Consider the following 12071-nt stretch of genomic DNA (forward strand, 5'->3'; position numbering starts at 1 on the left):
AGTCGTTAAAGGCGGTATCGCAGGCCTGACAGACACCAGAGTAATAGAGAGGTCCCTGCTTTCCCGCCTCTGCTGCAATCCATAAAGCTCTGCAAATAGCTATAACGCAAAACGACGACGGCCATTACCTGGCGCGTCGTCGTCATTTGTTCATTGCTGATGGTCCAGAAATCAGAACGGAATATCGTCGTCCATGTCGTTGCTGAAGTTGCCAGCTGGCTGGCCACCACGAGATGAACCGCCGCGAGAGGACGAGGATGATGGCATATCGTTGCCACCGCCGTAGTTTCCGCCGCCGCCGAAATCATCTCCGCCACGGCTTCCACCGCCGCCCTCGCCACGACCGTCAAGCATCGTCAATGTCGAGTTGAAGCCCTGCAGAACGATTTCAGTCGAGTAGCGGTCGTTACCGGTCTGGTCCTGCCATTTGCGTGTTTGAAGCGCACCTTCGATATAGAGCTTGGCGCCCTTTTTCACATACTGCTCGATAACTTTGCAAAGACCTTCGTTGAACACGACAACAGTGTGCCATTCAGTCTTTTCTTTGCGCTCACCGGAGTTGCGATCGCGCCAGCTTTCGGACGTCGCAATGCGCAAATTCGCAATAGGGCGACCGTCCTGCGTGCGGCGAATTTCAGGATCAGCACCGACGTTCCCGAGCAAAATTACCTTGTTTACGCTGCCAGCCATCTTCTCATCCTGTCTGCCAACCCTCATGGCCAGCATTTATCCTGTTCAAAATTTAAACGCACCATAGACCATCGTTTGGTGCCATGGGCATTGGATGGAACAACAATCCACAAGGAATGTTCTCTCACCTGTGAAACCCTTGTCAATCGTTCTTATTTTGTTCTATTAAGGCAAATCAATCGAGTCAAGTGGACGGAAAAGCGTATCTGAAAAGCTTAACATACCTCGACACGCCGTCTGCCATCATTACATAAGAACCGACGCCTCCCAACGAGTATTCCGAGCCTTCTCATGAGTGAATTAAAGACGATTTCGATCCGTGGTGCCCGCGAGCATAATCTCAAGGGCATAGACCTGGATTTGCCGCGCAACAAGCTGATCGTCATGACCGGCCTTTCGGGCTCCGGAAAATCCTCGCTTGCCTTCGATACGATCTATGCCGAAGGGCAACGTCGTTATGTCGAAAGCCTGTCTGCCTATGCGCGGCAATTTCTGGAAATGATGCAGAAGCCGGATGTGGACCAGATCGAGGGTCTCTCCCCGGCCATTTCAATTGAGCAGAAGACGACATCGCGCAACCCGCGCTCGACTGTCGGCACTGTCACTGAGATCTACGACTATATGCGCCTGCTGTTTGCGCGCGTTGGCGTTCCCTATTCTCCTGCAACCGGTCTGCCGATCGAAAGCCAGACAGTCAGCCAAATGGTTGACCGCGTCCTCGCATTCGAAGAAGGAACGCGTCTCTATATTCTCGCTCCCATCATTCGCGGACGTAAGGGGGAGTATAAGAAAGAGCTGGCCGACCTGATGAAAAAGGGTTTCCAGCGTGTGAAGGTCGATGGTCAGTTCTACGAAATTGCTGATGTCCCTGCCCTGGATAAGAAATACAAGCACGATATCGACGTGGTGGTGGACCGTGCCGTGGTTCGCCCGGATATGGCGTCGCGTCTTGCAGACAGCATCGAGACATGTCTGAAACTGGCCGATGGATTGGCTGTCGCCGAATTCGCCGACAAGCCCCTGCCCGCGGATGAGACCTCTGCCGGCGGTTCGGCCAACAAGTCGCTCAATGAAACCCATGCGCGCGTGCTGTTTTCGGAAAAATTCGCCTGCCCCGTATCAGGTTTCACGATACCGGAAATCGAACCGCGCCTCTTCTCGTTCAACAATCCCTTTGGTGCTTGCCCGACTTGCGATGGCTTGGGCTCGCAACAGAAGGTGGACGTCGCTCTAATCGTGCCCGAACCCGAGCGCACTCTGAAGGATGGTGCGGTCGCACCTTGGGCAAAATCATCGTCGCCCTATTACAATCAGACGCTGGAAGCCCTTGGAAAAGCCTTTGGTTTCAAGCTTTCCAGCCGCTGGAACCAGCTGACCGATGCTGCCAAGAAAGCCATTTTGCAGGGTACTGACGACAAGATTGAATTCGAGTATCAGGACGGTGCGCGCTCCTACAAGACCGTGAAGAATTTCGAGGGCATCGTGCCCAATCTCGAGCGTCGGTGGAAGGAAACGGATAGCGCCTGGGCCCGTGAGGAAATCGAGCGCTACATGTCGGCGGCTCCCTGCCCCGCTTGCGCGGGTTATCGCCTTAAGCCCGAGGCATTGGCCGTCAAGATCAACAAGATGCACATCGGCCAGGTTACGCAGATGTCCATAAAACTTGCGCGCGACTGGTTTGAGGTCTTGCCGGAATCCCTCAACGCTAAGCAGAACGAGATCGCCGTCCGCATTCTCAAGGAAATCCGCGAACGTTTGCGCTTCCTCAATGATGTGGGTCTGGATTATCTCAGCCTGTCGCGAAATTCCGGCACGCTATCCGGTGGCGAAAGCCAGCGCATCAGGCTTGCCTCGCAGATCGGTTCGGGTTTGACGGGCGTTCTCTATGTGCTCGACGAGCCATCGATTGGCTTGCACCAGCGCGACAATGCTCGCCTCCTCGAAACTCTGAAGCACCTTCGTGACATCGGCAACACCGTCATCGTCGTGGAGCATGACGAGGACGCGATCATGACCGCCGACTATGTGGTCGATATCGGCCCCGCAGCAGGCATTCATGGCGGTGAGGTGATCGCCGAGGGAACGCCGCAACAGGTGATGGACAATCCGAAGTCACTGACCGGCAAATACCTCTCCGGCGAGTTGGGTGTGGCTGTTCCTGCGGAACGTCGCAAACCCAAGAAGGGCAAGGAGATCAAGGTCGTCGGCGCACGGGGCAACAACCTTAAGAATGTCACTGCGTCTGTTCCCCTCGGTGTCTTCACAGCGGTGACGGGTGTGTCCGGTGGCGGCAAATCGACTTTTCTGATTGAGACGCTCTATAAGGCTGCGGCCCGTCGGGTCATGGGCGCACGCGAAATACCGGCAGACCACGACCGGATCGATGGGTTTGAATTCATCGACAAGGTCATCGATATCGACCAGTCGCCCATCGGTCGGACGCCGCGCTCCAACCCGGCCACCTACACCGGTGCCTTCACGCCGATCCGGGACTGGTTTTCAGGCCTGCCAGAAGCTAAGGCCCGCGGTTATGCGCCCGGTCGCTTTTCCTTCAACGTCAAGGGCGGCCGTTGCGAAGCGTGTCAGGGCGATGGCGTCATCAAGATCGAGATGCACTTCCTGCCGGATGTCTATGTCACCTGCGACGTATGTCACGGAAAGCGCTACAATCGCGAAACACTTGATGTGATGTTCAAGGGCAAGTCCATCGCAGACGTGCTGGATATGACGGTCGAAGAGGGCGTCGAGTTCTTCGCGGCTGTGCCTGCGGTGCGTGACAAGCTGCAATCGCTCTTTGAAGTTGGCCTTGGCTATATCAAGGTTGGCCAGCAGGCGAACACGCTTTCAGGCGGCGAGGCCCAGCGTGTGAAGCTTGCGAAGGAGCTGTCGAAACGCTCCACAGGTCGCACTCTCTACATCCTCGACGAGCCGACGACGGGTCTGCATTTCCACGACGTCAAAAAGCTTCTGGAAATGCTGCATGAACTGGTCAATCAGGGCAACTCCGTTGTTGTGATCGAGCACAATCTGGAAGTCATCAAGACGGCGGACTGGGTCATCGATATCGGCCCGGAAGGCGGCACTGGCGGTGGTGAGGTCGTTGCGGCGGGAACGCCTGAGCAGATCGTGAAGGAAAAGCGCTCCTACACGGGGCACTTCCTGAAAGAACTGCTGGAACGCCGTCCAGAGAAGAAAATACAAGCGGCCGAGTGATCAGGACATCGAGGGCATAGGATGAGCAAGACAGGGACGATCCGTACGGGCATTGGCGGCTGGACGTTTGAGCCTTGGGAGGGCAAGTTCTATCCCGATAAGCTGGTCAAACGGCGACAGCTGGAGCATGCCAGCCGTCATCTATCCGCCATCGAAGTCAACGGCACCTATTATGGCAGTCAGAAGCCTGAAACCTTCGCCAAATGGGCGTCTGAAGTGCCGGAGGGTTTCATATTTTCGCTGAAGGCCAGCCGCTACGTCACCAACCGGAAGGTGCTTGCGGAAGCCGGTGACTCCATGACGAAGTTCCTGACTCAGGGTTTGACCGAGCTTGGCGATCACCTCGGGCCGATCCTGTGGCAGTTTGCGCCTACGAAAAAGTTCGAGCCCGATGACTTCGCGGCATTCCTCGCGCTTCTACCGGAAAAACAGGATGGATTGACGCTTCAGCACGTCGTTGAGGTCCGTCATCCGAGTTTTCAGGTGCCGGAATTTATCGAGTTGCTGAACAAGCATAAGGTGGCCGTGGTCTGCGCCGATCACCACGACTATCCGATGCTGCCAGATGTTACGGCGGATTTCGTCTATTGCCGACTGCAAAAAGGCGAAGACGATATCGAGACCTGCTATCCTGAAAAGGACGTCAAAGCCTGGGCTAAGCGTCTTCATACTTATGCAGAGGGTGGAATCCCCGATGATCTTCCATTGATCGCAGCCGATTTGCAGCCCGAGAAAAAGCCACGCGATGTGTTTGCCTTCTTCATTTCAGGCGGCAAGGTCAACGCGCCCGAAGGCGCGCAGCTTTTGCAGACGCTGGTCTAGCGCTCGGCTGCTAAACGGCGGCATCCAGTGAACTGGCATCGAAATTGATCGCGGCAAAAGCGTTCGCGATCACTGCCGATCCGGCACCCGGGCGGGTGGCATCACTGGACAGTATCTGTCGGAAGCGGCGAGCGCCTGGCATGCCTTGGAAAAGACCAACCATGTGCCGCGTAACATGGTTCACACGCCCACCCTTGGCAACGTAGTCGTCGGCATAGGCCATCATCTTGTCGCGCAACTGCATCCAGTCCGGTGCGCGCTCCGCGTCACCGTAGATACGGTGGTCCACATCGGCCAGAATGGATGTGTTGTGATAGGCAGCGCGACCCAGCATGACGCCGTCGACATGCTTCAAATGCTCGTCCGCTTGATCGAGATCGGTAATCCCGCCATTGATGCCGATGAATAGACCGGGATTGGCCTCCTTCATGCGGTAAACGAGCGGATAGTCCAGCGGCGGCACATCGCGATTTTCCTTCGGCGAGAGACCTTGCAGCCACGCCTTGCGGGCGTGGATCCAGACGGCATCCGCCCCAGCAGCGACGACGCGGGCGATGAAGTCCGGCAACACGGATTCAGGCTCCTGATCGTCCACCCCGATGCGGCATTTGACGGTGACAGGCACCGTTGCCACGGCTTTCATCGCCGATACACAACGTGCAACCACTTCCGGCTCGCGCATCAGACACGCGCCAAATGTGCCGGACTGGACACGGTCCGAGGGGCAGCCGACGTTCAGATTGATTTCGTCATAGCCATAATCGCTCGCAATCTTCACCGCTTCTGAAAGCTTTGCCGGATCAGAGCCACCCAATTGAAGGGCAACCGGGTGTTCCTCGGGGTGATAGCCCAGCAATTTGTCGCGCTGACCGTGGATGATCGCGTCAGCCACAATCATCTCGGTATATAGCAGCGCATGGCTGGACAGTTGCCGATGGAGAAAACGACAGCGCGTGTCCGTCCAATCGATCATCGGGGCAACAGCAAACAGCTTGCCACCGGTTTCGAGAGCTTTTTGATACATGGGGCGTGGAACCTCTTTTGGGGGCTTCTACCGCAATGTTGTCGATAATGCCAGTTTTGAAAGAAACGGATTTATGGCTGGAAATCGACGCAGAATCGCGGGACAACCATCTCCAGAAATCAGGAGCCGAGCCCATGTCCGCGACCGTCATTCCCGTTCCACCTGCCGTTCTTCTGCCGGTTGAAGGCACCGATGAGACATTTCCGGTGCGCCGTGTTTACTGTGTGGGGCGTAATTACGCGGATCACGCCATTGAAATGGGGCATGATCCCTCGCGCGAGCCGCCATTCTTCTTCCAGAAGAATGCCGATAACCTACTGCCCGCCGGGCAGGCCTTTCCCTATCCTGCCCTATCGTCAAATGTTCACTACGAGGTCGAGTGTGTTGTTGCCCTGAAAAGCGGTGCATCTGATATCGCGGCGGAAGAGGCCCTCGACCATGTCTGGGGGTATGGCGTGGGTATCGATATGACCCGGCGAGACCTTCAGGATGGCCTCAAGAAAATGGGCCGTTCCTGGGAAGGCGCAAAGGCCTTCGAACATTCCGCCCCGATTTCGCCATTGGTCCCGGCATCAAAAATCGGCCATCCGGCAAAAGGCACTGTCTGGCTGGAGGTCAACGGCGAGAGAAAACAGACCGGCGACCTTGATCAGATGATCTGGAAAACGGCTGAAATCATCGCAGAACTCTCAAAGTATTTCACTCTTGCTGCTGGCGATGTCATCATGACAGGCACACCGGCTGGTGTCGGCGCTATTGTCCGTGGCGATCACATCGTCTGCGGCGTCGATGGTGTCGGAACACTGTCCGTCAAAGTCATCTGAACAGAGGGGGTGAACATGCCAATATACCGGCTAGGCGAACGCATACCGCAACTCCCTGCCCCGGACCGTTACTGGGTAGCGCCCGATGCGAATGTCATCGGGTCTGTCACGCTAGGTGAAGATGTCGGCGTCTGGTTCGGCGCAACACTTCGCGGCGATAATGAGCCGATTACCATTGGCCGTGGCAGCAACATTCAGGAAGGCACCATGGTCCACGCCGATGTGGGCTTTCCGGCCACGATTGGTGAGGATTGCACAATCGGCCACCACGCCATTATCCACGGCTGCACGATTGGAGACGGGTCGTTGGTCGGCATGGGCGCTACAGTGCTGAACGGCGCCAAAATTGGCAAAAATTGCCTTGTTGGCGCCAATGCACTGATTACGGAAGGAAAGGAGTTTCCCGACAACTCGCTAATCGTCGGCTCTCCGGCACGGGCCATCCGCACCCTTGATGACAAGGCCATTGCCGCCCTGAAAACATCAGCCGAAAACTATGTCAAAAACTGGCAGAGTTTTGCCAGAGATTTGAGACCGCTTTAAGCGGCGCAGGCTTCACAAAGGCCACGAATTTCAATCGTCGTCTTTTCCGCCTTGAACTTCTTGTTTTTGGCCCAGTCACCGAGACGGTGGTCCATTTCGTGGTCGTGAAATTCGGTCACCTGCCCACAGGCATTGCAGATCGCGAAGGCAACGCTGCCATGATGGTGCGTGCAGCAATCTGTTTTCGTGTGGGAACATGCGACGAATGCATTCAAGCTCTCCAGCCGATGCACGAGGCCGAATTCAATCAGTTTTTCCAGCGCGCGATAAACCTGAAGAGGCGCTCTGAAGCCAGCATCACGTAGCTTGTCGAGGATGACATAAGCGCTGAGCGGTGCCTGCGAACGCGAGAGAGCGTCATAAACCAGAGACTGGTTTCGCGTGAGGTTCTGGGTGGTCATGAACGGCCTCCTTGTTCTGCCTTGCGCAAAAGTTTTGGCGTGGGCAGAAGACTCAAGATGAAAAGCATAACGGCGGCGACGACAATAGATGGGCCTGACGGCGTATCATATTGCAGCGAGCCCATGAGGCCGACAACGACCGCGACAGCGCCGAGAAGCGATGCGAGCACAGCCATCAACTCAGGCGTTGACGAAAACCGTCGTGCAGTGGCCGCAGGTATGATCAACAGCGATGTAATCAGCATGATGCCGACGATTTTCATGGCAATGGCGATGACGAGCGCCATCAGCAGCATGAAGAGCAGCTTGGAACGTTCCGGCCGCATGCCCTCCGCTTCCGCCAACTCTGCATTCACAGTCGAGGCCAGCAAAGGCTTCCACAGATAGGCGATTGCAAACACCACCACCACACCGCCGCCCCAGATTAGATAGATATCGGACGGAGAGACGGCCAGAATATCCCCGAACAGGAAGGCCACGAGATCGATACGAACCCATGTCATGAAGGCAACGATCACAAGCCCGAAGGCGAGCGCGGAATGCGAGAGAATTCCCAGCAGCGCATCCGAAGACAAAGCCTGACGCCGTTGCAGGAACAGCAGCACCAGCGAGACGAGCGAGGCAACGATAAAGACGCTGAGAATGAGATTGAGTTGAAACAGCAGCGAGAGCGCCACACCAAGAAGCGCGGAATGCGCCATCGTATCCCCGAAATAGGCCATGCGGCGCCAGACGACGAAGCATCCCAAAGGCCCCGCCATCAAGGCAACACCCACACCCGCCACCATGGCTCTTACGAAGAAATCGTCAAACATGCTTGGCTTCCTCCGCATGGTGATGCGAGTGACCGTGGTCATGATCATGGTCATGGTGGTGACCATCTTCCGGGTGGCAGTGGTCTGTGACTGACCCATCGGCGTGTTGCACGCGCCCATCTGGCAAATGCGTGTGGTCGTGATCGTGGCTGTAAACCGCAAGCCCTCGTCCCGCTGCACCACCGAACAGGCGCATATATTCCGGGCTCTGGCTGACGGCTTTGGGTGTGCCACGGCAGCAGACATGTCCATTGAGGCAAATGACGGAGTCAGTCTCAGCCATAACCAGATGCAGATCGTGCGAAATCAGCAAAATGCCGCAACCCGTGGAGTTTCGAATGGTCTTGATCAGATCATAGAGCGCAATCTCGCCTGAAAAATCCACGCCCTGCACAGGCTCGTCCAGCACCAGCAGATCGGGCTTGCGGGCAATGGCGCGGGCAAGCAGGGCACGCTGAAATTCCCCACCGGACAAATGCTGCACCTCGGCCTTTGCAAGATGCGCAATGCCGGTGGAGGCGAGAGCAGCGTCGATCTCTCCGGGTGGCAGCTGACCGGTGAGCGTCATCAGCCGGCGCACGGTCAATGGCATGGTCCAGTCGACGGAAAGCTTCTGTGGAACGTAGCCAACTCTCAAGCCTGCAATCCGCGAGACCTGCCCCTCATCCGGCTTTAGAACGCCCGTCGCCATTTTGGCGGTGGTGGACTTGCCAGATCCGTTGGGGCCGATGAGCGTGACGATCTCGCCTCGACGCACGGAAAAGTCCACACCCCGAACCAGCCAGCGACCGCTGCGCTGAATGCCAGCATTGGAAAGAGAGACAAGTTTTCCGTCATCTGTGAGCGGAGAATGAAGCATGTGTTTTTCCGATTGTCGGTGTTGCCTATGGCTATTGCATACGTTATAGCGTTACGCAACATATGTAATAACATTACAATTATATACAACTGGAGTATCCGCATGAAGTCCATCGCCACCCTTATTTTCGCTTCCGTCGCCGTGATCACGTCTTCGAACGCCATGGCCGCGCCGAATGTGGTGGTTTCCATCAAGCCGATCCACTCGCTCGTCGCGGCCGTCATGGCAGGCGTTGGAGAACCGGCACTGATTGTCGATGGCGGCGCATCTCCGCACACCTACAATCTCAAGCCATCCAACGCGCGCGCCATCGAAGGTGCCGATGTAGTGTTCTGGGTCGGTGACGGGCTTGAGAAATTCCTTGAAAAGCCGCTGCAATCTCTTGGCAGCAAGGCAACTATTGTCGAGCTGGATGATGCGAAGGGCCTGGAGAAACTTCCGTTCCGCGAGGGCGGCCCCTTCGAAGGTCATGACCATGGCGAGCACGAGGGCCATGACCATGCGGCTCACGACCATGGCAGCCATGAGGACCACGCCAGCCACGAGCATGAGCATGAGGACAAACACGAACATGAGGGTCATGATCATGACGAAGGTGAATTCGATATGCACCTCTGGCTTGATCCTGCCAACGCAAAGGCCATGGCTTTCGAGATCGAAAAGACACTGATCACGGCGGATCCCCAGAACGCGCAGACCTATCAGCAGAACACAAAGAAGCTGATCGAGGATCTCGATGCGCTGGACAAGGAGATCGTGGCCACGGTTGCGCCGGTCAAGGATAAGCCATTCATCGTGTTTCACGATGCGTACCAGTATTTCGAAAGCCGCTATGGCGTCAAAACCGTCGGCTCCATCACTGTCAGCCCGGAAAGCATTCCAGGTGCGGAGCGCATTAAGCAGATTCACGCCAAGGTGAAAGAGTTGAACGCAACCTGCGTTTTTGCCGAGCCGCAGTTCGAGCCAAAGCTGGTCAATGTCGTCATCGAAGGCACCAACGCGAAATCCGCAACGCTGGACCCTGAAGCAGCGACGCTGGAAGCAGGTCCAGATCTCTATTTCAAATTGATGCGCGGCATCGCCACTTCGCTGAAGAACTGCCTTTCTTAACTCAACCGTCCGGGAGGCGGGTGGCTCAGACCGCCCGCCTCTTTTTTTTGCCCATCAATGTAATACTATTACAATTCGGAGAACTTCATGACGCGCAAGCTTCCTGTAACGGTTTTGTCGGGATTTCTTGGAGCAGGAAAAACCACAGTCCTCAATCATATTCTCAGCAACCGCGACGGCCTTCGGGTTGCGGTGATCGTCAACGATATGAGCGAAGTGAACATCGATGCCGCATTGATCAGGGATGGCGGTGCCAATCTCTCGCGAACCCAGGAACAGCTTGTCGAAATGACCAATGGCTGCATCTGTTGCACGCTGCGGGATGACTTGCTGAGTGAAGTGCGGCAATTGGCGCAGCAGGACAGGTTTGATTACCTTCTCATCGAATCCACCGGCATTGCAGAACCCCTGCCCGTGGCTGCCACCTTCGATTTTCGCGATGAGAACGGAGAGAGCCTCTCCGATGTCGCGCAACTGGATACGATGGTCACAGTCGTCGATTGCGCCAATCTGCTCAAGGATTACGGCTCTTCAGACTTTCTTGCCGATCGTGGAGAAACGGCTGGAGAGGGCGATGAAAGGACGCTGGTTGATCTGCATGTCGAGCAGATAGAATTCGCCAATGTCGTCATTCTGAACAAGGTCTCCACGGCAACGGAGGCGCAGCTAGACGCGGCCAGAAAAATCATTATCGGGCTCAACCCGGATGCAAAGCTCATCGAGGCGGATTACGGCATGGTCGATACTAGATCCGTGCTTGGTACCGGCCTTTTCAATTTTGCCGAGGCTGAGACGCACCCGCTCTGGTTCAAGGAGTTGCACGGCTTCAAGGGACATATTCCAGAAACCGAGGAATATGGCATTCGTTCATTCGTCTATCGCGCCAAGCGCCCGTTCGACCCAGCCCGCTTTCACGCCTTCATTAACCGCGATTGGCCTGGCGTCATCAGAGCGAAGGGCTTCTTTTGGATAGCCACCCGCCCCGATCATGTCGGTGAAATCAGTCAGGCTGGCGCTTTGGTCAAGACAGGAAAGATGGGGCTTTGGTGGACATCCGTGCCCAAAAAGCAATGGCCAAATGATCCCGGTTTTGAGCGGATGCTCGCGCCCTATATGGACGCCGTCTGGGGTGATCGGAGGCAGGAGATCGTCTTTATCGGAGCAGATCCGATGAGTGAAGCTGGCCTTCGCAAGGAGTTGGATGCGTGCCTCGTGGATGAGGTATCGTTCACACCCGCCGCCTGGCGCCGTCTTCCAGATCCATTTCCAGACTGGAGCAGGAAAGCATCGTGAAAACGGCAGAGCGCATATCCAATTTCCGTTGCGAAGCCATTACGGGCGAAGTCGCCTTTGACAGTCAATGCGGCCATGGAACAGATCCATGGCCGCAAGACATTTCAAGCGTCGGCTTATCTGCCGGAAAGGCTGATGATCAGGCCATTGCTGGTGTTGATCAGGAGGTACTGGTTGTTAACGCGCACCCAGCGCTGACCACGACCTGGCTCTCGAAGGCTGTGACGGCGGTAGTCGCGGCGATCAATCATCTGACGACGTTCCGCCGCAGATAGACGCTGACCACGATCCCAGCGGTGTTTCTTGATGATCACCTTCTTCGTGGTAACCGTCCGCTCTACCCGGTGGCCGGGACGATCATCATGGCGGCTCTGCGCCTGCGCTACCGGAGCGGCAAGAACGGTGGCTGCGATCAGAATGGAGAAAAGCTTTTTCATGTGTGTGCCCTTTCGTGAAGTGATGGGCAAACACTATCGT

12 protein-coding genes are annotated in these 12071 nt (G+C 56.1%); 6 read left to right on the forward strand and 6 right to left on the reverse strand.

Annotated features, from left to right (window positions below; genetic code table 11):
* Window positions 1–171: 171 nt before the first annotated feature.
* Window positions 172–690, reverse strand: a complete 519-nt coding sequence (locus RQI55_RS05305; protein ID WP_243256066.1) for a single-stranded DNA-binding protein — start codon at window positions 688–690, stop codon at window positions 172–174.
* Between the two features lie 291 nt (window positions 691–981).
* Between RQI55_RS05305 and uvrA the strand changes: the two genes are divergently transcribed.
* Window positions 982–3903: an excinuclease ABC subunit UvrA gene (gene uvrA / locus RQI55_RS05310; RefSeq protein WP_243256067.1), complete on the forward strand. Its 2922-nt coding sequence runs from the start codon at window positions 982–984 to the stop codon at window positions 3901–3903.
* 21 nt (window positions 3904–3924) lie between these two features.
* Entirely contained in the window at window positions 3925–4725 is an 801-nt protein-coding gene (locus RQI55_RS05315; RefSeq protein ID WP_311272083.1) for a DUF72 domain-containing protein, read from the forward strand.
* 10 nt (window positions 4726–4735) lie between these two features.
* Here the strand turns inward: RQI55_RS05315 and dusA are convergent, their stop codons facing one another.
* The gene (gene dusA, locus RQI55_RS05320) at window positions 4736–5749 is read right to left on the reverse strand and encodes a tRNA dihydrouridine(20/20a) synthase DusA (protein WP_243256069.1); all 1014 of its coding nucleotides are present in this window, start codon (window positions 5747–5749) and stop codon (window positions 4736–4738) included.
* Window positions 5750–5883: 134 nt separating this feature from the next.
* Between dusA and RQI55_RS05325 the strand changes: the two genes are divergently transcribed.
* Both RQI55_RS05325 and RQI55_RS05330 read left to right on the forward strand, forming a co-directional pair.
* Window positions 5884–6573, forward strand: a complete 690-nt coding sequence (locus tag RQI55_RS05325; protein WP_243256070.1) for a fumarylacetoacetate hydrolase family protein — start codon at window positions 5884–5886, stop codon at window positions 6571–6573.
* Window positions 6574–6588: 15 nt separating this feature from the next.
* Entirely contained in the window at window positions 6589–7116 is a 528-nt protein-coding gene (locus RQI55_RS05330) for a gamma carbonic anhydrase family protein (RefSeq protein ID WP_243256071.1), read from the forward strand.
* Here the strand turns inward: RQI55_RS05330 and RQI55_RS05335 are convergent.
* From RQI55_RS05335 to znuC, 3 genes are read right to left on the reverse strand one after another with little or no spacing between them, the layout of a single operon-like run.
* The gene (locus RQI55_RS05335; protein WP_042619534.1) at window positions 7113–7517 is read right to left on the reverse strand and encodes a Fur family transcriptional regulator; all 405 of its coding nucleotides are present in this window, start codon (window positions 7515–7517) and stop codon (window positions 7113–7115) included. The genes RQI55_RS05330 and RQI55_RS05335 overlap by 4 nt on opposite strands.
* Window positions 7514–8332 (reverse strand): zinc ABC transporter permease subunit ZnuB, encoded by an 819-nt coding sequence (gene znuB / locus RQI55_RS05340; protein ID WP_243256072.1) that lies wholly within the window; start codon window positions 8330–8332, stop codon window positions 7514–7516. The genes RQI55_RS05335 and znuB overlap by 4 nt, the downstream gene beginning before the upstream one ends.
* A complete protein-coding gene (gene znuC / locus RQI55_RS05345; protein ID WP_243256073.1) occupies window positions 8325–9191 on the reverse strand; it encodes a zinc ABC transporter ATP-binding protein ZnuC in 867 nt (288 codons plus the stop codon). The genes znuB and znuC overlap by 8 nt, the downstream gene beginning before the upstream one ends.
* 102 nt (window positions 9192–9293) lie before the next feature.
* Between znuC and znuA the strand changes: the two genes are divergently transcribed.
* Together znuA and RQI55_RS05355 are read left to right on the forward strand one after the other, a co-directional pair.
* Entirely contained in the window at window positions 9294–10301 is a 1008-nt protein-coding gene (gene znuA / locus RQI55_RS05350) for a zinc ABC transporter substrate-binding protein ZnuA (protein ID WP_243256074.1), read from the forward strand.
* An 87-nt stretch (window positions 10302–10388) separates the two neighbouring features.
* Complete coding sequence (locus RQI55_RS05355; protein ID WP_311272082.1) at window positions 10389–11594, forward strand: GTP-binding protein; 1206 nt, start codon at window positions 10389–10391, stop codon at window positions 11592–11594.
* Window positions 11595–11710: 116 nt separating this feature from the next.
* On the opposite strand, the gene RQI55_RS05360 is transcribed toward RQI55_RS05355, so the two are convergent.
* Window positions 11711–12031 carry an RcnB family protein gene (locus tag RQI55_RS05360; protein WP_243256076.1) on the reverse strand — a complete coding sequence of 107 codons (321 nt, stop codon included), beginning with the start codon at window positions 12029–12031 and terminating at the stop codon, window positions 11711–11713.
* Window positions 12032–12071 lie beyond the last annotated feature (40 nt).

This window comes from Rhizobium sp. WCS2018Hpa-16 (assembly GCF_031843705.1).
GTDB classification, from domain to species: Bacteria; Pseudomonadota; Alphaproteobacteria; order Rhizobiales; family Rhizobiaceae; genus Agrobacterium; species Agrobacterium tumefaciens_C.

Coding starts and splice junctions, on each gene's coding strand:
- RQI55_RS05305 (WP_243256066.1), bottom strand. CDS start 690: ATGGCTGGCAGCGTAAACAAGGTAATTTTGCTCGGGAACGTCGGTGCT.
- uvrA (WP_243256067.1), top strand. CDS start 982: ATGAGTGAATTAAAGACGATTTCGATCCGTGGTGCCCGCGAGCATAAT.
- RQI55_RS05315 (WP_311272083.1), top strand. CDS start 3,925: ATGAGCAAGACAGGGACGATCCGTACGGGCATTGGCGGCTGGACGTTT.
- dusA (WP_243256069.1), bottom strand. CDS start 5,749: ATGTATCAAAAAGCTCTCGAAACCGGTGGCAAGCTGTTTGCTGTTGCC.
- RQI55_RS05325 (WP_243256070.1), top strand. CDS start 5,884: ATGTCCGCGACCGTCATTCCCGTTCCACCTGCCGTTCTTCTGCCGGTT.
- RQI55_RS05330 (WP_243256071.1), top strand. CDS start 6,589: ATGCCAATATACCGGCTAGGCGAACGCATACCGCAACTCCCTGCCCCG.
- RQI55_RS05335 (WP_042619534.1), bottom strand. CDS start 7,517: ATGACCACCCAGAACCTCACGCGAAACCAGTCTCTGGTTTATGACGCT.
- znuB (WP_243256072.1), bottom strand. CDS start 8,332: ATGTTTGACGATTTCTTCGTAAGAGCCATGGTGGCGGGTGTGGGTGTT.
- znuC (WP_243256073.1), bottom strand. CDS start 9,191: ATGCTTCATTCTCCGCTCACAGATGACGGAAAACTTGTCTCTCTTTCC.
- znuA (WP_243256074.1), top strand. CDS start 9,294: ATGAAGTCCATCGCCACCCTTATTTTCGCTTCCGTCGCCGTGATCACG.
- RQI55_RS05355 (WP_311272082.1), top strand. CDS start 10,389: ATGACGCGCAAGCTTCCTGTAACGGTTTTGTCGGGATTTCTTGGAGCA.
- RQI55_RS05360 (WP_243256076.1), bottom strand. CDS start 12,031: ATGAAAAAGCTTTTCTCCATTCTGATCGCAGCCACCGTTCTTGCCGCT.